Source organism: Pseudomonas sp. A-RE-19 (assembly GCF_019956555.1).
Classification (GTDB): Bacteria; Pseudomonadota; Gammaproteobacteria; order Pseudomonadales; family Pseudomonadaceae; genus Aquipseudomonas.
The window spans coordinates 96,922-117,426 of the sequence record NZ_JAHBDQ010000011.1; the positions used below are offsets into that span (position 1 = coordinate 96,922).

The window sequence follows — 20,505 nt, forward strand, 5'->3', positions numbered from 1 at the left end:
CATGACCCGGCGTCTGGTCTGGTGGCTGCTGTGTTTGATGCCTGCGCTGGCGACAGCGCAGGACGAGCCGTTGCACCTGGGCTTCAAGGGTGAATGGCTTTCGTTGAGCCGGACGCAGGTGATCTCGCGTGAGCCATTGCCTGCTGATGTGCAGACACCGCTGGGCAGTGTGTGGAAGCTGTTTGTCTATGCCTGGCTGGTGGACACCGGCGCGCGCGAACCAGCTTACGAGTGTCGCGGGCAATCGAAGGAAGAAGTGTATTGCTGCACAGCGGGCGGCAGGATTGAGCGCGATCAGGCGTTGGTGAAGTCCTGCGGGTTGTACTTCGATCCTGCGCGTCTGGGCATTGCTGGCGCGCAGTGGCGCGCGTATTGGCAGGCGAGACAAGCGCCGAAGTGGTTGCTGGATTTGCCATCGTTGCAACCGCAGACCCGGGTTTCGGTGGCTGAGTTGTTGAAGGTATTGGCCGTGATGCCAGCGCAGGATCAGGCGCGACGGGTGTTGCTCGATGTGGTGCTGAACGCTGCTGACGGCAATGTCGTGGGCGAACTCGGTGGTCGGTTACGGGTGAAAACCTGGAGCTGGTTGGGGGATCAGGATCCTTCCTCGCGTCAGGGCGGATTCGCTGGCTGGACGGCGGACGGAACGCCGATCTGGGCCGGTGGGCGCGGCACCAGTCAAATGGTCTTGCGCAATTACGGTCAGGCACTGGCGACGGTGTTGCCCTCGTCATGGCCCGCCGAGGCGGGGAAGTGCGTCGAGGTCGGCCTGTTCGCGCGTTATCCGCTCAAACGCGTGCTGTCGGGGGATCGCGTGTTAACGCCCGGGCCTTTGCAAGGCGACTATCGGGTCGAATTCGCCAACGGCAATCAACTCGATATCCATAGCGACGGCGAGTTGTTCTTGCTCAAAGACAAACTGGTCGCCCGCCTGGATCGCGAAGAGTACGTCGCCCGCGTCCTGCAACGCGAAGCCAGACCCGAACCTGTCGAAGCCGCCAAAGCCCTGAGCATCGCGATCCGCACTTATCTGCTGCAAAACGCCACGCGCAACGGCGATTGCCTGAGCATCGATGACAGCAGCAGTCGACAACGCGTCGCCCCACGCCCGGCCGCCACCGAATCGCGCAACATCGCCGCGTGGACCAGCGACCTGGTACTCGCCGGCAGCACCGTCACCTATCACACCGACCAACCGGGCCCGGACAAACTCTCCTGGCAGCAAGCCGTCGAACAGGCCAATGCCGGCCAACGCTACGACGCCATCCTGTTGCACGCCTACCCACGTGCGAGCCTCAGCCGCTGGGACAACCCCGTCGCCTCCTGCGAAGCGTTGCCCGCCGCGCAAGACTGGCTGCAAAAGCAACGCCGTGGCTGGCGTGCGCAGTTGGAAAGCGAGGTCGGCTACAACGAAGTCAGCACCTTCGCCGTCTGCCGCCTGGCCTTCGGCCGTCCGTTTGTCGATCGCGAACGCCAGCGCATCTATGTGCGTGGCGTGCTGTCGCTGCAAGACCGCCTCGACCTGACTCACGAATACTTGCACCTGGCCTTCGAAGCACACCCCAACGGCCAGGATGAAACCTACATCGAAGGGCTCGCCCGCCACCTCTTGCTGGAATAGGCCATGAAACTCCGTTACCCACAGGTCTTCCTGTTCCTTTGCGCTTTTTGCGTACTGCCGGCGACGCTCGCCGCCGTCAAACTTGATACGCCCGTCGGCGGCTGGCGCACGGGGGCTCCTGAAGGCGAGGGCGAGAACTTTCGTCAGACGGTTAATTACCCGGCGTCCTCGGTCAACACCCCGGTGGGGCAGGCCAACACTGCGCGCATTACGGGGCAGATCAACGCGACACCGAAGAGCAATGACCCCGGCAAGCTGATCGTCAACGGCGTCAGCATGCCGCTGAAGATCGACCCCGCCGGGCGCTTCGATCGCCCGTTCTCATTCCCCAACGGCAGCAACAGCGTCGAAGTCCGCAGCCCCGACGGTCAACAACGCCACCGCACTCAATTTCTCAACACCCGCGGCGGCGCCACCCCGGCCAAGTTGCGAGTGCTGCTTTCGTGGGACAGCGACGGCACTGATCTGGATTTGCACCTCATCACGCCCGATGGGGCGCATATCTGGTACGGCGATCGTGTTGCTCCCAATGGCGCGGCGCTGGATGTTGACGTCACCACCGGCTACGGCCCGGAAATCTTCGCCATGCCCGCGCCGATCAAGGGGCAGTATCTGATTTATGTGAATTACTACGGCGGTGGCTATCGCAGTGATGAGGAGGGCCAGGAAGAAGCTGTTCAGCCGCTGACCACTGCGCAGATTACGGTGATCACGCAAGAGGGGACGCCGAACGAGAAGATGGAAACGTTCCTGGTGCCGATGCGGGCGGTGGGGGAGTTGACGTTGGTCAAGGGGTTTAGTTATCCGTGAGTCTGTATCACCTCGACATACATCGTGATTATTGTTTTGGGTTGAGGCGTACTAAAAAGGTCGTCACCGACTAAACAGGAACGCCTTCACGTGAATGACCTCAGCTCTATCGCACCATCCGTTGGTGCAAGCTTTAACGAAATCACGCAACTCATCGTCACTGCCCGGCAGCGAGCGGTGCAGGCAGTCAATACCGAGTTGATTGAACTGCACTGGCAGGTCGGGGCTTACATCAGCCGGAAGATCGAAGCAGCTGAGTGGGGGGATGGAGTGGTCGCTCAATTGGCTACTCACCTCGCCCGTACTCAGCCAGGATTGCGTGGTTTTACCAGGGCTAATCTGTTTCGCATGCGCAAGTTTTTCGAGACATACAGGCATGATGCAATTGTCGCAGCACTGCTGCGACAATTGCCGTGGACCCAAAACCTGATCATTCTCAACCAAAGCAAACGCCCGGAAGAGCGTGAGTTTTACCTGCGCATGGCGATTCAGGAGAAGTGGTCGAGCCGGGAGCTCGAACGCCACTTCAAAGCCGCTCTGTTTGAGCGTAGCGTTGTCAATCCCGCAAAAGTCTCACCGTTGATGAGGCAAACACGTCCCGAAGCCTTGAGTGTGTTCAAGGACACCTACATGGTCGAATTTCTCGATTTGGCGCAAGGTCATGTCGAGGCTGATTTACAGGGCGGGTTACTGCGCAGGCTCAGGGATTTTCTGATCGAGCTGGGGCGTGACTTTTGTTTCGTCGGTTCGCAGTATCCATTGCAAGTGGGTGGCCGCGACTTTGCGCTGGATCTGCTCTTCTTCCATCGTGGGCTCAATTGCCTGGTGGCGATTGAGCTCAAGGTCGGCCGCTTCGAGCCAGAATACCTCGGCAAACTGGACTTCTACCTTGAGGCTTTGGATCGCAATGTCCGCAAGCCCCATGAAAACCCGGCGCTTGGGGTCTTGCTGTGCGCCAGCAAAGATGACGAAGTCGTCGAGTACGCCCTGAACCGTTCGCTTTCGCCAGCATTGATCGCGGAGTATCAGACTCAGCTGCCTGACAAGAAACTGTTGCAGGCCAAGTTGCATGAGTTTTATGCGCTGAATGTTGACGAATAAGCGAACGGTTATACAGAGGAGCGTCGCTTCCGCACGCTGTTATCGCAGATGATCCGCACGGACGTGGATCGGCATGTGGGTCATGGTTGTTTACGTTCCTGAGTTTTTATTCGATGGAATAGGCGAGGTATTTTTCGAGCACTGGCGTAAACTTTGCTTACAAAAAATCCAGGATTGTTACCTCGTGCGCGAAAATTTCCGGGTGGGCTGTCGATCGCCGGCCCTGCTCTTTGCCGGAATCAGGAAGGCCATGTTTTCAGAGGTGGCGGTTGTTTCATTAAGGGAATGAGATGTTTGAGATAGATCGCAGCAGCAAGACGCTGTTGGTGGACCAGATCCGAAGCGCAATTATTGCTCGCATTGAATCTTTTCAATGGGTTCAAGGCAGCAGGTTGCCATCGGTCAGGGCTCTGTCCAAACAACTGGGCGTCAGTAACTTTACGGTGAGCAGCGCTTACGAGGACCTCGTGGCGCAGCACATTATCGAGTCCCGCCCCGGGGCCGGTTACTTTATTCTCGCGACCAACCCGGCAGGAACGCTCAAGGACCTGGACGAGTTGATCCCGCCGTCCAGCCTGCATGCGGGGTTTCTGTACCGCGCGCTGGACCCTTCTCAGTACGACATCCCCGTCAGTTCAGGTTACTTTCCTCCGTCCTGGCTGGCTGAAGCTGTGCCTGTTTCGGTTACCGGACGGTTGATTCGTAACACGCTGTCTTGCAGCGTTCCGGCGCCCGCAGCGGGGAGCCAGGCGTTGCGCTCGGTGATTGGGCGCAAGTTGCGAGAGGTGCACATCAATGCCTCCAGCAGCCAGATTGTGGTGACGGTGGGCGCTACCCATGCGTTCTCGCTGATTCGTAATGTCATGCTCAAGCCTGGTGATTACCTGCTGGTCGAGGACCCAAGCTATTTGTTGCTGCAGTTGAAGCTGATCAAGGGGCGGGATTTCAACATCATCACGGTGCCACGAATGGGTGATGGTCCGGACCTGGAGGCCATGGAGGCCATGCTGATCAAGTACCGGCCAAAACTGTTTCTGACCCAGACCCTGATCCACAACCCCACTGGCGGCAATACCTCCCCGGCCAAGGGGTTCAAGATTCTTTCGCTGGCCGAGAAGTATGATTTTCATATTGTTGAAGACGATATTTTCGGCTCGTTGTCTGCCAAGCAAACCCTTCGACTGGCCAGCCTGGATGGTTTGAATCGCACGTTTTACATCAGCGGCTTCAGCAAGGTGCTCAGTCCTGCCCTGCGCCTCGGGTATGTGGCGGCACCGCCGGCCTTCGTCGAGCGTCTGGTGGAGCAGAAGATGTACAACTTGTTGTGCGGCTCATCCCTGGACGAAACCATCGTGACTTACACCCTGGAGTCCGGGCGTTATCAACACCATTTGGATGCCCTGCGTCAGCGGGTGATGCAGGAGCGTGTCCGGGCACGGGAGTGGCTGGGCAAGGTCGGTGTGGTGTTTGACGAACCCGGCGTGGATGGCTTGTTCCTGTGGGCACGTTTCCCCGCGCACGTGGATATTCGCCGTCTGATTGAACAGGCCCATGACGCCCGTATCTTTCTGGCTCCAGGATCGTTGTTCAGCAACACCCGGGACTACGATCAGTACATCCGCCTGAACGTCAGCCACTGCAATGACATCCAGTTCAAGCGTTTCATCGAATCTCAGGTCTGCAGCGAAACAGCCCGAGTCACCGAACACGGCGTTTGAGACCAGGCCAGGGTTAGCCTGACGCTAGTCGATCTCGCTGCCCGGCGGCGCTTCACGGGTGAAGGGAGGGCGGTGCATCGACTCCAGGTTTTGCTGCCAGCTTCTGAAGTATTCCACCAGGGTGGCTACTTCACCCAGGTCTGCATAGGAGTAGATGACGCCGTTGAGGATCTGGACTTCGTCATTATCGTGCAGGGCTTGAATGAGCGAATCCTCGACGATTTCCGAGCCGTTGACGGTCAGGCTGATGTCATCGATCCAGTACAGCGGTTTACCGTCCTGGCTCGACCATACCTGGGTGTCGGCGTAAAAAGACTTCAGCGTTAATCCATTGGTTTTCATAGACATATCGTTATTTCCCAGTTCGACGGCAAGCATCGCCCGCCATCTGCTGATTGCTCCAATGCACCGCTCTTTTTTCAGACAGGTTCTGTGGGTTATGCCTTTTTCTCGGCTCTGAAACGCAGGCGTGTGTAGTCCACCGTCCATTGGCCGTCGGAGTCCAGCAGGTCATTGGCCAGCTCCTCCGTCACTTCCTCCAGAAAACTCGCGTGAGCCTCGACTGGCAGCACCGTCAGGTAAGGGCTGCCAAAGGTTTGTATCCATTGGGCAATGGGGTAATCCAGCACCACCGGCCGTTCAAACCAACTGATAGAGCTGACATGAAACCCGGCGTTCTCCAGCACCTGCTGGTATTCACCGGCTGTGGGCAGGTACCAGGGGGCAATGTTCTGTGCATCGACGGATCTGCGCTCCAGGGCGTCGTGAATTGCCCGACGGATCAGTAAGGCATTCTTGGCGCCGGCGAATTCACCGACGAAACGCCCACCGGGCTTGAGTGCCATAAAGGTCCCATGGGCGACTTGATCGGCACGTCGCATCCAGTGCATGGCGGCGTTGCTGAACACTGCATCGAACTCTTGGTGAAAGATCAGCTCTTCGGCATTACCCAACCTCACATCCAGGCCGCGCGATCGTGCGGCTTTCACCCGTTCCGGGCTGTAGTCGAAACCCACCACATCAGCGCCTTGCCGAGCCAATTGCTCGCTCAAATAGCCGTCGCCACAACCGATGTCCAAGACCCGCTCGCCCGCCTTGATGGCCAACAGTTCCACCGCGCCATTGGCGAGCTGAGCGACGAGACGGGCGTTGTTTTCATACTGCGAGACGTCCCATTGTTGCAGTTCAGCGGTGGGACGAAAAAAACTCGAAGAGGTCATGGGCGGGTTTCCGTCTGGGTGTGGAGAGGGTGTAACAGCCGGGCTGAAAGTCCCTTGAGGAACACGTGGATGGGAGCGCGCTGGTCAGCCAGCGCGCGGTCCTGTTCAGATGCGCTTGGACAGCCAGACCAACACGATGACGATGGCGCAGACGGCCGGGGTCAGCCAGTTCCAGGACTCGCCCATCAGGATGATCGAAAAGGCAAAAGTGAAGAACGGTTGCAGCAACTGCAGCTGGCTGATGCGCTGGATGCCACCCAGGGCCAGGGCGCGGTTCCAGGAGAAGAAACCCAGCAGCGAGTTGATCAAGGCCAGAAACAACAGGGCGGCGACGCCTTGTCCAGGCAAGTTGGCGATGGTCTGGCCGTCATAGAGCCAGAGGCTGACAGGGAGCAGCACAGGCAGGCTGATGACCAGGGTCCAGCACATGACCTGCCAACCTGGCAGTTCCTTGGAAAGTGCACCGCCCTGGGCGTAGCCAAAACCGGCCAGCAGTACGGCACCCAGCAGCGCCAGGTCACCGATGTAGATGTCTGAAACGTTCGACTTGATGACGGTGTAGGCCATCACCACCAGGAAGCCCAGGCTTGAGACCGCCCAGAACATTTTGGATGGGCGAGTGCCTGTGATGAGGGTGCCGAAAATCGCTGTGGACAGCGGTAGTGCAGCGAGCACCACGCCGCCGTGGCTGACCGGCACGTATTGCATGCCCAGCGCGGTGAGGATCGGAAAGCCGTAAACAATCCCGGTGGAGGTCAGTAACATCCGCTTGATTTGCGAACGATTGGGAAACTTTGCCCGACCGATAAGCAAAAAGGGAATTGCCGCAAACGCAGCCAACACCGACCGAAAGAACCCGACTTGCAGGGCACTCAGGTCGCCAGCGAGCATTTTTGCCGCCGGTAAGGTCATGGCAAACGCCGCGACCGAAATGAGGCCCAGGAAATAGGCTTGCAGGTCTTGATTCTTTGTTTCTTGAAAGCTGGCTACGTTGGTTTGCGTCATGGGACGTTTCCTTCTGGCTTCGCCGGTCGTACGTCCACCCTGCGGGGGTGGACGTACATTCCGATCAGATCTGTTTGTTGTTGAGGTTGGGTTTGTCCAACGGGCTGGTGCTCAGGAAAAACACCAGGGAGGAGCGTGTGCCGCTCTCCACCTTGCGTACGCCGTGGGGAATCTCGCAGCGATTGATCAGCACATCGGCATAGCCGGTTTTAAATTGCGATTCGCGGCCTTCATGCTCGATGAAAAACTCGCCGCCTTCGTATTGTTTGCCGAACTGGATCACCACTGAATAGCGATATTCCAGGTTGCTGTAGGTATCGATGTGCTTGCCGATGAAGTTGCCGGCTTCCAGCAGATTGGACTGGCAGCGACGGATAAAACACTCGGCTTCCATGATGCCGTTGAAGAACTCACGACTCTTTCCCGACGAGAGGATTTCCACCACGCGTTTTCCGTAAGGATCGTTGCGATACACCGGTAACTGGCCTTTCTGATCCTCCATGAAGCGTCCCACTGCGAGAAAGTTTTCTTCGCCCACATCGCCGATTTCGATGATGGTTTTGGGGATGACCTGGCACGCCGCTTCCATGTACTCCAGCTCTTCTTGAGAAAACAGCTGTGAGGCTTTGAGGGAGGCGTAGGCGTTGTTCTGCAGTTCGTGGTTCGCAGCTTGAATCGTCTCTTGCATTGCTCAGACTCCTTGAGAGGTGGACGTTGGGTACAGGCTGTTTGGGGTATCGAGAGAAGCAGGTTCCCGAGGGGTAAACGGCTCGGTCACTCCTCGGCACAAATGGTCGCGAATCAGGTACAGCCCCGCCATGAACCCCCAGACTTCGAGGAACGGGCCGTAAGGGGAAGGCTGTTGCTCGACGCTGGCGCGATAGTTGGCGATATGCCGGTAATGCACGTTGGGGCGACGGTGGTGTGCGTCGTGGTTGGGCAAGTCTTGCGGGTACACATACAAGCGCACCGGCAGATCGTAGAGCGCACACTTCAATACCCAGACGGCGTGCGCGATGATCCCGCGCTCTGGCGGTGTACGGCCCTGGAAACGACCCCAGGTCAGTCGGCCATAGTGGCTTTTCTCGGTGCTGCGGGCGTCCCGGTGATAGAACCACAGGTGCTCGGTAAACAATTGCAGCCACATGGAGTGCTCAAACAGCACAGCGCGCGGGATCACATACATCAAGCCAAAGGCTGGTAACCCGCCTGTCGCCCACAGTAGCGTCAGCAATACGCCCCAGAAGCAGCCGCGAAACAGCGCTTCACGACGGTCAAGACGAACGAAGCTGTCGAGCAGCGTCCCACGCCATTGGCGCATCAGGTAAACGGGGCGAAAGGGCGTGCAGCAGACTCGCCACCAGTAGACCGGTTCCGGCATCCCCGGGTAGAACCCTTGCTCACGAATGAAGCGCTGGTCGGGATCGGTGTCGGAGCACAACACATGGATATTGTGGTGTTCGCGCACATGGCTCTGGTTATAGGTGTCCCAATCCTGGTACAGCAGCGGTGTGGTCAGAAAGAGCCTGGCATAGCGCTGCGCGCGAGCCTTGTCCTTGAGCACCGCGCCGTGGGTCAGGTAGTGGAAAGTGGCTTGCATGCTGCGCAATCGGTTAACCATCAAGACCCAGCCCACCAGCACCAGCAACACCGCGGTACCCGTGGAGAAGGCTCCCTCCAGAACGGCTTGGCCAAGCATCACCAGGGCGATCATCACTGACCAGGTGAACAGCAAATGAGCCACCAGAAAGCGCTCACCGCTCTCATTCATTGCGCGCTTTAACGCCTCGGGTGCCAGTGCCTGTCCCTTGCCGGTCAGCCAGGTCCAGAAACCCTGGAAGGGCAGATGGGCATAGCTGGCACGGACATCGCCCTGTGGCCCGTACTGACAGTAGAGAGTGCATTGACCTGCACTTTCACGGGCGCTCATCAGTAAACCCGGGTCAGGTAAAGGACAGGAATGGTGCTGTACAGCCAATAGAAGGGTTGCATGCGATTGTGATCCGCTCCGATAACAATCGGGTTGGTCCACTGCCGGGCAAACACCTTGCCGATGGCCGCATACTCCGCACCCTGGGCATACAGGATCTGCATCAGCTCTTCGTTGCTGCGCTGCTGGTGCCAGGCCTGATAGAGCGGCAGTCGGGCACTGAAGATGGAGGCATAGTCGAGATCGTCCTCGACGATGCAGCCGTTGTCCTGATGTGCCAGACGCTGTTGGGCTTCAGTCGTCAGTGCATGCCAGCAGTCCTCGCCACCGGCCGCTTCGGCGATCATGATCGACTCGGCGCCTGGGCCGAGAACGTCGAGGATCTTCTGCTGGCTGATTCGCAGTTTGTGAGCGAAGCCTTCGCGTGTTTCCTTGAGGCGGCTCAGGGTACTGGCGTCAAACCCTTCAAAATCCCCGGCCGCCACGGCGATCCGTGCATCGATGCCGTGCTTTTGCAGCACTGCTTGCAGGTCAGGCAGGGTCTTGACCACACGTCCGGCCACCAGCCCGATGCCTTCGCCCAGATGCTCGAAGGTATAGCGCAGGCGGCCATTCTTGTTTTCGTAGCCGTAATCAGGGCACACCGGGGAGACCAGGGTAATGGTTTCACCGGCCAGTCCCTTGGCCAGAGCCTGGGCAAAACGCGCGACAAAGTGGGGCGCTGATTGGGCAAATGACAAACGCTCAAAGGCCTGCTCAAGATCCACCACCAACTCGTCCGGCAGTTCTCGCATGGCGGGGTATCGCACTTTCAGGGCCGGGGTCGTGGCGGTGTTGTCGTTGATGGCACACAGCAGCAAATTCAACAGCGAAGGACGGCTTTGGTTGATGTACGGCTTGTCCAGAATCAAGGTTTTCTTGCCCTGAGTGGAACGAACCTGCCATTGAAAGCCGGGGAATTTGGACTGTATGAAACGATAAAACGGCATGTAACGAGGAAGCCCCGTCTGGTTATCGTCCGAGTGTTGGAACCGGGCATAAACATCGGACAACTTTGACACTTCACTTTCAATGCAAAGTGCCTGTACCAAGTCAGCCGGTGGCTGTTGGGAAAGTGAAATAGGTGACAGCACGCGCTTGCTGATCAACTTGTGGGTAAGTTTGTTTCTGACATAGTAGTGGGCGAGAGATTGGCTCATGGGATCACCGGTATGAAAGTTCCTGATCAGCAGGCATTAGTTCAATAAGATTAATATTGACGTGGGAGGGCTGATGCAGGGCCCAGAGGATCGAGTTGGCAACATCCATCGGCTCAAGCGGCGTCAGGGTGCTGTACACCCGGTCGGCTCTGGCTTGATCGCCGGCAAATTGAACCAAGGCGAATTCTGAGCGGGTTTTACCAGGTGCGATGTTGGTCAACCGGACCCGAGCGCCCACCAGTTCGGTGCGCAGGCATTGTCCGAAGTGGTCGACAAAGGCTTTGGATGCCGCATAGACATGGCCGCCGGCGTAGTGATAATGAGCGCCAATCGAGGTCAGGTTGATAATGTGCCCGCGTCCACTTTCTATCAGCTTGGGTAATACCGCCCGAGTGACATTGATCAAACCGTGAACATTGGTCTCCAGCATGGTGGATATTTGAACATCCGAGACTTCCAGTAACGTCCCTTGTCCCTGAAGTAAGCCGGCGCTATTGATGAGTTTGCTGATGGCGGCAAATGCATCGGGGAGTTGTTTCAGCTGTGTGTTGAGTGAGTCGATGTCACGCACATCACAGCTTAGGGGATAAAAACGCTCACCCAATTCGTCGGCCAATGCATTGAGGCGCTCGGTTCTGCGCCCAATTCCAACTACCTTGCTTCCCTGTTCGATCAACTTCCTGGCACAGGCCAGACCAATACCTGATGTCACTCCGGTGACAACCACTGTTTCATCAGTGTTCAATTGAAGCTCCTTTTTTTATTGCATTTTTTATCGGTACTTGGCGAACTGAGGCGTGGGTGCCTGATGACGAACTGCAGATTAGGGAGCTTGGCGAGGGAAGTACCGGTACGGCGACGGGCATGGGCAACGAACTGTATCGTTGCGCGACCATGACAGTTGGAGGCCCGTTTGTTTCGATAGCGCGCAGGCGTGCTCGCACGGATCGATGCCTGTGAGAGAGGCTTCACCAGGGGGAAAGGTCAGGAGAGCGGTGGGGGGAGGATTATTCCGGGCATTAAAAAGCCGGCTTGTGGGCGGCTTTATTGTTGAGTTATGGCCTTGTTTTACTGGATTGTACGCTCACTTTAAGTTTTGTCCCCCCATTTGTCCCCCCATCTCGTTTGTGCGTGACCGATCCTGTCGTGAAATTTGCTCCACTGGGGGCATAAAAAGATGGCAAGTCGGGTGACTGCCCCAGCAAGCCCTCGGAAAGGGGAAAGAGGGTGAGACCGGTTTTAACCTGATGCTTCAATGTCGGAGTTACGGCAGGCGTAAGCGTCCAGCCAACACACCTTCTTGATCCCAATGCTTAGGGTGATCGTATCCGCCTATTTTAAGTGGTGATCTTTTCATGATTGTCGAATCAGACGTCTCAGCGATTTTTCTCGAATCGGCCTGAAAAACCAAATCGTAGGGGCCAACCGGCTAAGCTTTGCCGAAAGAGGTATCTCAATCAGTTGTGCTTGAGCCGAAGCTGCCAAACGTCCTTCACGTAGCGTTGTAGCAGTTGTCCGCCATTAGGCTACCGTTGGATACCAACGACAACGTTTTCCGAGGAACTGGAATGAACGAGTTGCTGCATGCATCGGGAGCGGTGATAGCACGTTGGCTGGAGACAAAACTTCCTTCGCTAAGCCCGAAGTGGTGGGTCGACAATGTCTTTAACCGTTTGACCTTTCAGCAGCAACGAATCGTCGAGGAAAAGCGTATCCAGTCTCTCTCGGGGCTTGACCTAGCCGCTATCCTTCGCGTGCTTGATCAGAACTGGACTGAACTGGCAGGGGCCGAGCCCCTCCCGAGAGAGGCGAGAAATTGGATTAGGGAGCTGCAAAGCGTTCGCAATCGGTGGGCTCATGCTCCTGCAGGTGGCTTGAACTCCACGGACGCTTATCGAGACGCCGATACTTTGAAGCGGTTCCTTTACGTCATTAATGCTGATGATGCTCTTCTAAACCGAGTCGAAGAGTTCAAGCGAGCTACTCTGGCAAGGATGGCATCGCAAACTGAAGTGCTCGCAGCGTCAACTCAGGGCTCTACCCAGACCGCCCTACCTGCAGAGAGTCCTGCGCCCGCGCCAAAATCGGCACAAAAGTTTTCAGTTGGAGAGCTACTCTGTCTGCGCTCCAATCCAAACGCCGTGTTCCCCGTTTTGGAGGTACTTCCGAGCGTAGAGGCAGAGACCCGCTACCGGGTCTTCGAGAATGGGGCGAGGCAGGTTTACTATGAAAGCCAACTCCAAGCACTGGATGATCCAGCTGAAAGCCATAAGGTCCTAACCGCGACCGAGCTCTCCGCAATGCTCAGTGCAGTACAACTGTCCTCGCCGTCTGCCTCTACGCTCTACTCATTGAATTCCGGCCGCGTTCGGTTTGTACCGTACCAGTACCGACCGATATTCAAGCTCATTCGAGCAGACCGGCCACGCCTGCTTGTTGCAGACGAAGTTGGTGTGGGTAAGACAATCGAGGCTGGGCTCATTCTCAAGGAGTTGCAGGCCCGTAGTGACATCAAGTCAGTCCTCATCATTTGCCCAAAAGCTCTGGTAGCCGAGCGCAAATGGGAACTGGAAATGAAGCGCTTTGATGAGCACTTCGTCGCGTTCGACGGGTCACTGCTCCGCCACTGTATTAAGGAAACACACCTCAGTGGTGAGTGGCCTGCCCAATATGAGAAAGCCATTCTTCCGACTTCACTGTTCGACGGCGATTTGCTCTTTGGCAAGCCGGGCAAGGGGAAGTCGCGAGACCTTGGTCTGCTTGAGCTGGATCCCTCACCGAAGTTCGACCTAGTCATCGTTGATGAAGCGCATCACATCCGCAATGCCGATACGTTTCTGCACCAAGCAGTGCGCTACTTTGCGGATAATGCGGAGGCGGTAGTATTTCTTTCGGCTACCCCGGTGCAACTTGGTCGTGAAGACCTATACACGCTGCTCAACGTCCTACGCCCCGACGTCATCATTGATCCGGCCAGCTTCAACCAGATGGCTGAGCCTAACCAGTTTATCAACGCGGGCATTCAAGCCTGCCGTCGGGGAAGCTCAGGCTGGACAGAGGAAGTGCGGGAGCAACTTCGTGGCGTTGCCAGCACTACTTGGGGGCGCGAGGTGCTCGCGGTGAACCCGGGGTTCCAGCACATCTATGACGGGCTAGCCGAAGGATCTGAGGACGGCGCTGTTCGCATTAAGACCATCCAGGCCCTAGAAGACCTCTACACTTTTAGTTCGCTCATCAATCGCACCAGGCGCCGCGACATCGGTGAGTTCACGACCCGAAAGGCTGAGACGGTTACCACTGAGTTCACCCCAAGCCAAAAGGTTCTTCACGACGACCTACTCTCCGTCATCGCACGCATTTTCGCTCGGCTGCACGGCAATCAGAACGTCAAGTTCATGATGACAACGGTCAGCAGACAGGCTGCGAGCAGCCTGTATGGCTTGGCTCCAGCTCTCGAGGACATCCTTCTGGGCAAGCTAGCCCGTCTTGAAGCTGAGGACGACGGTGAAAACGTTGAGGAGCGCTCTTTCGACTTCGTGGACCAAATTAGCGAGGACATCGAGTCGCTTGTCGAGCGGGCCAAGCGTCTGGATCCGAAGGACCCGAAGGCAGAAGCCTTCATGCAAGTGGTCACTGACAAACTGACCATGCCTCGTAACAAGCTCTTGGTCTTCAGTACCTTCAGGCACACCCTTCACTATCTCGCTGGCAAGCTGGAGGCTGCCAACATCCGCTTTGGCCTAGTGCACGGTGGTATCTCCGATGAAAACCGTGCGTCGCTGCGCTACCGCTTCTCTTTGCCCAAGGAAGATGAAGACGCAATCGATGTGCTCTTATCCTCGGAGGTCGGTTGTGAAGGTCTGGACTTCCAGTTCTGCGACTGTCTCATCAACTTCGATCTGCCGTGGAACCCGATGCGAATCGAGCAACGCATTGGCCGTATTGACCGCTATGGGCAGCAAAGCGATGCGGTGGGCATCTTCAACCTGGTCACACCTGGGACGATTGACGCGGAAATTTATGACCGCTGCCTATCTCGCATCGGAGTGTTCCAGCACGCCATTGGCGGCAATGAGGAAATCCTGGGTGACATCACGCGAGAGCTTCACAGCATCGCCGAGACCTTCAGCCTCAGCGAAGAGGAGCGAGCCCAACGACTTCAGCAGCTGTCCGACAATAAGATTCGACAAATCGAGGAAGAGCAGCGCCTCGAAGAGCGCCAGGGTGAGCTATTCGGACTCAATATCGCTGCTGCGAGCTGGGAACAGCGTCTGGCGCAGTCCCGAAACCATTGGCTTGAACCTCATGCGCTTAGCCGTGCAGTGGCATCCTATCTGGGCCGACGTCTTGGTAAAGAGCAGGATTTCCTACTTGGGGACAAACCACTGAAAACCTTGCGTCTCAGTCAAGAGGCCCGCGCTACGTTGCTCGAGGACTTCCGCAAGCTTCCGCGTTCAACTGATCCGATGCATCGAGGGTGGGAGAGGTGGCTCAAAGGCTCTGTGCCAACGCTGCAAGCCACATTCGAGCAAGAGTGTGCTGTAGAAAATCCATCAGCGGTGCTTCTCTCTCTGGGGCACCCGTTGCTCCGCCAAGCGGCGGCCTTCCTCAAAGAGGCGGAGGTGGTCATCGTCAAGGTTTCGGTTATGCACGAGACTTTGCCTGTTGGCATGCATCCATTTGCGCTTTACCGCTGGTATAGGCAGGGCGTGAAGCATGATGAAGAACTGGTGCCTGTGGCTGCTGAAGCACTCATCGCAGAGGCACTTCTGGAGTTACTGCAAGGGGTAACTGACGCGCCTAGCGTCGAGGTGCCATCGCAGCAAGTCTGGGATGGCCTGGATGGCGTCCATCACCAGCTGTGGCTGGCAAAGTCGACACAGCATTCCGAAGACAATCGGCAGCTTGTTGGCGTGCGAATTCAGAGCCTGACGGCCAGCTTTACTGCTCGTAAGGCCTTATTGGAAGAACATATAGGGCGTGCGACGAACGACAAGATTCGTGTGATGAAACAGTCCGAACTAGAGCGTGCGCAAATTGACTTTGATATGCGTATTGCCGCCTTACGTCAGGCTGCCGAAAGTGGCGACATCCGAGCCACACCCACGGTGTTCGGTATTCTGGAAGTCAGGAGGCCAATATGAGCTTTTTGAAGGATCTTGCTGAGCAGCGTCAGCGCTTCCTTGATGGCATCGAGGCCAATCAGGGGGACATCAACCTCAGTATCTTCGAAGACTTCTACCCAGACGAAGCTCATTTCATCTACGAGCTTCTTCAGAACGCAGAGGACGCTGGCGCCACCGAAGTCATGTTTGAGCTAGGGCTTCACGCATGCTATTTCGAGCACAACGGTGGCCGGCATTTCGATGAAGCCGACATTCGAGCCATCACAGGAATTCACAACAGTAGCAAGAAAAACAACCCTGACCGCATAGGCAAGTTCGGCGTCGGGTTCAAGTCGGTGTTTGTCTACACCGAGACGCCCATCATCTACTCAAGGGACTACAGCTTCAAGATTTTGAAGCTGGTGATGCCTCAGGCAGTGTCTCAGCATCCCGGTCTGGGTGAAAAGACGCGTTTCGAGTTTCCATTCAACACCCCGAAGAAGAACGTCAAAGATGCCTATGAAGAGGTCAAGTCGGGCTTGGAGCAGCTGTCTGAGACGACCCTACTGTTTCTGAGCAATCTTCAGTTGATTCGGTGGAAGGTTGGCAGTCAGGAAGGCGCTGTACGAAGAAATGAGCACTCAGAGTCACACATTGAGGTGCTGAAGCAAATCGACGGTTGTGACGTTTACAGCTCTCACTGGCTTAGATTTTCCGCCCCTGTCGAGAATGTCCATCAGTTCACGGCTCCGGTTGATGGTGTTGAGCATCAGAGCGTCGCTGTCGCATTCGAGTTGGTTTTCCGTAGTGAGCAAAGCTCCTTCGACCAAACCAGGTCGATTGCAGAGCAGTTGCGTATTGCTCCCGCAGTCAAGGGGAAGGTTTCAGTTTTCTTTCCAGCGGAAAAGGAGTCCTCTGGTCTTCGATATCACTTGCACGCCCCCTTCATACCGGAGCTGAGCCGAGCAAGCATCAAGAACTCACCGGAGAACACCCCGCTCATTGACCAACTCGCGAAGCTGAGCGCGCGGGCACTTCATTCAATAAAGAACATGGGGCTTCTCACCGGTGACTTCCTAGCAGTACTTCCGAACAACGATGACCCGGTGGCAGACCGATATAAGGTGATTCGCACGGCCATTGTAGATGAGATGAAATCCCAAGCGCTTGTGCCTACGTACGCCGGAGGCTTTGCGCCCAGCTCGCGGCTTTGGCAGTCACGGGCATCGATCAAAGCATTGCTTTCCGATGAAGACCTTGCCTTTGTGACTGAGCGGCAAGACAAACCAACATGGGCCATTGGTGCGGCCCAGAGGAATCAGAACCAGGACAAATTTCTGAGCAGTCTTGGCATTCCAACTTGGGATGTCGAGGACCTAAAGGACTTCTTTGAGGCACGTGCGCGCGTTACCTCTTACTATTGGACCAATGCGCGGGTCGACCCAGAGGTACTGAATTGGCTAGGTTCCAAGTCACCAGAATGGCATCAAGCACTATATGCCATTCTAAACAAGTACTGCGGGGAGGAAGATGACTACTTCTCATTGGATGAGACTCGGATAGTTCGCATGGTCGATGGTACTTATCATCTACCGCAGGGGGCCTACTTTCAGACAGGCCCAGCCAGTGCAAAGGATCCCTTGCCTCGAGTCGATGAGGATGTATTCACGATAGGAACTAAGAAGGGGCAGCAGTCAGAAGCGCGGAAGTTCCTCACCAGCATCGGTGTGAAGGTTCCCGGCGAGCTTGAAGAAATCACACTTCTTCTCCAGTCTCGCTATGGTCCAGAAGGAGAAGCTCCTTCTGACAAGGCCTACCTGGCGGACCTCAAACGACTCATGGCGTTCGCTGAGAAGAACTCGCAAAGCCGACAGATGATAGCTGATGCATGTATATTTCGGGTTGACTCACCCGACCTTGAGTGGGGCCAGGCAAAGCATGCATACCTAGACGCACCCTTCGTAAATACTGGACTTCATGTCTTCTATGAATCCATCAAGGACGATAGAGCTAGGAGATGGCCACTTAGTGCTTGGTACAAGGATCAACCGATCGAACTCGACAAGCTGGTCAAGTTCTTCGAGTTCGCTGGTGTTGAGCGAGAGCTCAATGGGCTCTACGTCGAGACAACCTGCAAGGAGAACGCGAGGTACCACTCGTATCTGATTCAAGTTGCCGGCGAAAGATTTACATCGCCCATAAACCGTGATTTCACACTGACCCAGCGAGCCTACGACATGCTGATGACGCAGACAATGTATGGCTCAAGGTTGGTGTGGACGGCTATGTGTCATGCGAGCTCTCATGCGCTTCGTGCCTGCTATCGGAAGAATGAGAGCAGCGGTGCACGCTATGCCGACTCGCAACTCGTCTGGTGGCTCCGAAACCTAGCGTGGGTTCCACAAATAGACGGTACCTTCGTCAAGCCAAGTGCCGCCAATGCCTCGCGATTACCGGAGGGCTTCCCGGTCGATGCCGGGTTCAAATGGCTTGAACTTGTCGAGTTCGGGACAGATGACAAGAAACGAGTTGCTGACAATGTTATTCGTTCTGCGCACCGCACTGAGCTTGGGTTTAACTCGGAAGAGGACCTGGAGCGGGCTCAAGCGTTCAACAGGCTTCCGGTCGCATTGCAGCTGCGCATCTTGGAATCGGCGACAAAATTCGATCCTGATCCAGTTGAGCTTCCGGAGCGACTTGTTCAAAACTCTGAGCTTCGTCAGAAACGTGTGGGGGATGAGGCCACGAAGACCCCAGAAAAGACTTCCGCGCAGCGGCAGCGTTCTGTGCAAATAGGAGTTGCTGAGGCAAAGGCAGCGGCGAAGATTTATCTTGCTGATCAGTACACCAACTCGAACGGACAAATGGTTTGCCAGGCATGCAAGGGCGAGCTTCCGTTCAAATTACCTACAGGAGCGTATTATTTCGAGGCAGTAGAGCTCCTGATTGATTCGCCCAAGCGCTACCGAGAGGCTTACCTTGCACTTTGTCCAAACCACGCTGCTGCGTACCTGTATGCCAACGAACAACGTAATTCAATGCATGACCTCGTCGCCAATGCTGAAAGTAACGAGATCGAGATAGCCTTGGGTGGTGACGTGACACCTCTCTATTTCACACACGTGCATATGGTCGATGTTAAGGCATGCTTGGACTCGGAAGTAAGTGAGGAGTAGTTCCTTGTAGCCAGATCAGGCCTCAGATAGACACCGACGACAGCTGTGAACCGCTGGCCATGCGAAAATATTCTTCAACGGATTAGCCCGATCAGAAGCGATCGGGCCTTGTTGTTCGGGCATTTGGTAGTAGCGCCAACAGAAATGGTGGTTTTCAAATCCTCGACTGACGGCAAAGAAGCGGATGCGTGCGATGCTGCTGGCTATCCGGATGAGCTGAAGCGCCGACGTCATGAGTCTATTCGAGTCGTGGGTTAGTGGCTTGCTCGGGTGGTCACGGGATACTTCAATTACGACGCGGTGCCGGGAAACCTGATACGTCTTGGTGGTTTTCGTCTGGCGGTATGCCGTCTATGGCTGCAAGCCCTCAAACGTCGCAGCCAGCGCAATCGGCTTCAATGGTCTCGTTACGGACGCCTTGCCGATCTCTACATACCTAGACCCAGAAATGCACATCCTTACCCTGAGGATCGCTTCGCGTCACAAACCCGAGGCAGGAGCCGTATGCGGTAGTTCCGCACGTACGGATCTGTGCGTGGGGTGGCAGGTAACTCTAATCCCTACCGCGACCATACCAATTTTCCTGAGGTGGCGGGTCATCGCGTGACTAAGCCTTATTACCTCGGAGCATCGCAGAAGCTTTCTGATTTTCCGGGAGATGTTGATTCTCGTATGGTGGCGTATTGATGTTTTCTCTATAGTCCGGCTCTGTCTTCGCGTATGTTGATACAACTTGATGTGTGGTTCTGGAGTGAAAATGTCCCCCTTTTTCATTGGTCAAGAGTATGAAAGATCCCGTCTCCTTGAATTCATAGGTAGCAGACAAGCGCAGTCAGGTGTTCTTTGGGGGAAGGAGGAGGCAGGATGTCTTATTTGTACATCAGGAGGCCGAGGCGGTAAGAAAGCTGGTTACTCGGATGAGCGACTCTCTGACGGTACTTGGTGGTATTTTGGCCAAGGCCGCATGGGTGATCAATCTCTGAGTAATGCCGCGAACTCCAAGCTCTCTTCTGGAAAATTTTCAGTTCTACTCTTTACGACAAGAGAGCCCACGGCGAGAGAAGTGGCTGATCGAGGGACTTATGGGAAATTATTTTCCTATTGTGGGCAGTTTAATGTCTCAGGTTTTGAGCAGTTTGTGCCCATTAATGGCAGTCGTCAGGGTGATAAGCTATGGCGTTTTCGCCTTCTACCTATTGGTGAAGAGAAGTATAATTATTATAGTGAGCAAAATGATCTGGATCTAGAATCATCCAGTTATTTGCGGGAGATGCAGTATCGGCTAGTGTCGTTGAACTCCAGTAAAATCGAGCCTCGGATAAATCTGACGGAGTATAGGTCTAGAAGTGCTGCAGTTCACCTCTACGCATCGCTTAGATCAAATGGGCAATGCGAAGCGTGCGGGTCCTTGGCTCCATTCATTCGTCCAGATGGACGGGGGTTTCTTGAAGTGCACCATCTCACTCGGCTTGCCGATGAAGGACCAGATTTACCTTCAAATGTTGCTGCACTTTGTCCTAATTGTCATCGTCGTGCTCACCATTCCATTGATCGAAAGGAGTTCGGTAAAAATCTTCAAGATGCAATTGAATTAAAAGAAAATATAATTGCCGGTTAGAG

Annotated in this window: 15 protein-coding genes; 8 read left to right on the forward strand and 7 right to left on the reverse strand. The window is 55.7% G+C overall.

Annotated elements, in window-relative coordinates:
- Window position 1: 1 nt before the first annotated feature.
- The 5 genes from KGB14_RS08615 to KGB14_RS08635 all read left to right on the forward strand — a co-directional run bounded on the left by KGB14_RS08615 (window position 2) and on the right by KGB14_RS08635 (window position 5,250).
- Window positions 2-1,621 (forward strand): DUF2300 domain-containing protein, encoded by a 1,620-nt coding sequence (locus KGB14_RS08615; RefSeq protein WP_223485639.1) that lies wholly within the window; start codon window positions 2-4, stop codon window positions 1,619-1,621.
- Window positions 1,622-1,624: 3 nt separating this feature from the next.
- Window positions 1,625-2,431, forward strand: coding sequence for a YfaP family protein (locus KGB14_RS08620; RefSeq protein ID WP_223485641.1), 807 nt, complete (start codon window positions 1,625-1,627; stop codon window positions 2,429-2,431).
- A 108-nt stretch (window positions 2,432-2,539) separates the two neighbouring features.
- A complete protein-coding gene (locus tag KGB14_RS08625) occupies window positions 2,540-3,532 on the forward strand; it encodes a PDDEXK nuclease domain-containing protein (protein ID WP_411740779.1) in 993 nt (330 codons plus the stop codon).
- Window positions 3,533-3,605: 73 nt separating this feature from the next.
- Window positions 3,606-3,821 carry a hypothetical protein gene (locus KGB14_RS08630; protein WP_223485645.1) on the forward strand — a complete coding sequence of 72 codons (216 nt, stop codon included), beginning with the start codon at window positions 3,606-3,608 and terminating at the stop codon, window positions 3,819-3,821.
- A 1-nt stretch (window position 3,822) separates the two neighbouring features.
- Window positions 3,823-5,250 (forward strand): PLP-dependent aminotransferase family protein, encoded by a 1,428-nt coding sequence (locus KGB14_RS08635; protein ID WP_223485647.1) that lies wholly within the window; start codon window positions 3,823-3,825, stop codon window positions 5,248-5,250.
- 24 nt (window positions 5,251-5,274) lie between these two features.
- On the opposite strand, the gene KGB14_RS08640 is transcribed toward KGB14_RS08635, so the two are convergent.
- From KGB14_RS08640 to KGB14_RS08670, 7 genes are all read right to left on the reverse strand, one after another.
- Window positions 5,275-5,598: a hypothetical protein gene (locus tag KGB14_RS08640; RefSeq protein WP_223485649.1), complete on the reverse strand. Its 324-nt coding sequence runs from the start codon at window positions 5,596-5,598 to the stop codon at window positions 5,275-5,277.
- An 89-nt stretch (window positions 5,599-5,687) separates the two neighbouring features.
- A complete protein-coding gene (locus KGB14_RS08645; RefSeq protein WP_223485651.1) occupies window positions 5,688-6,470 on the reverse strand; it encodes a class I SAM-dependent methyltransferase in 783 nt (260 codons plus the stop codon).
- A gap of 105 nt (window positions 6,471-6,575) precedes the next feature.
- Window positions 6,576-7,475 (reverse strand): DMT family transporter, encoded by a 900-nt coding sequence (locus KGB14_RS08650; RefSeq protein ID WP_223485653.1) that lies wholly within the window; start codon window positions 7,473-7,475, stop codon window positions 6,576-6,578.
- Between the two features lie 64 nt (window positions 7,476-7,539).
- Complete coding sequence (locus KGB14_RS08655) at window positions 7,540-8,163, reverse strand: 2OG-Fe(II) oxygenase (RefSeq protein WP_223485655.1); 624 nt, start codon at window positions 8,161-8,163, stop codon at window positions 7,540-7,542.
- 3 nt (window positions 8,164-8,166) lie between these two features.
- Window positions 8,167-9,405, reverse strand: a complete 1,239-nt coding sequence (locus KGB14_RS08660; RefSeq protein ID WP_223485657.1) for a hypothetical protein — start codon at window positions 9,403-9,405, stop codon at window positions 8,167-8,169.
- Window positions 9,405-10,394 (reverse strand): hypothetical protein, encoded by a 990-nt coding sequence (locus tag KGB14_RS08665; RefSeq protein ID WP_223485659.1) that lies wholly within the window; start codon window positions 10,392-10,394, stop codon window positions 9,405-9,407. The genes KGB14_RS08660 and KGB14_RS08665 overlap by 1 nt, the downstream gene beginning before the upstream one ends.
- Window positions 10,395-10,608: 214 nt before the next feature.
- Window positions 10,609-11,349, reverse strand: a complete 741-nt coding sequence (locus KGB14_RS08670; protein ID WP_223485661.1) for an SDR family NAD(P)-dependent oxidoreductase — start codon at window positions 11,347-11,349, stop codon at window positions 10,609-10,611.
- A gap of 823 nt (window positions 11,350-12,172) precedes the next feature.
- Between KGB14_RS08670 and KGB14_RS08675 the strand changes: the two genes are divergently transcribed.
- The 3 genes from KGB14_RS08675 (at window position 12,173) to KGB14_RS08685 (ending at window position 20,503) form a co-directional block, all read left to right on the forward strand.
- Window positions 12,173-15,748 carry a DEAD/DEAH box helicase gene (locus KGB14_RS08675; RefSeq protein WP_223485663.1) on the forward strand — a complete coding sequence of 1,192 codons (3,576 nt, stop codon included), beginning with the start codon at window positions 12,173-12,175 and terminating at the stop codon, window positions 15,746-15,748.
- Window positions 15,745-18,885 (forward strand): sacsin N-terminal ATP-binding-like domain-containing protein, encoded by a 3,141-nt coding sequence (locus tag KGB14_RS08680; protein WP_223485665.1) that lies wholly within the window; start codon window positions 15,745-15,747, stop codon window positions 18,883-18,885. Before KGB14_RS08675 ends, KGB14_RS08680 begins: the two co-directional genes overlap by 4 nt.
- A 757-nt stretch (window positions 18,886-19,642) precedes the next feature.
- Entirely contained in the window at window positions 19,643-20,503 is an 861-nt protein-coding gene (locus KGB14_RS08685) for an HNH endonuclease signature motif containing protein (protein WP_223485666.1), read from the forward strand.
- The last annotated feature ends 2 nt before the right edge of the window (window positions 20,504-20,505 follow it).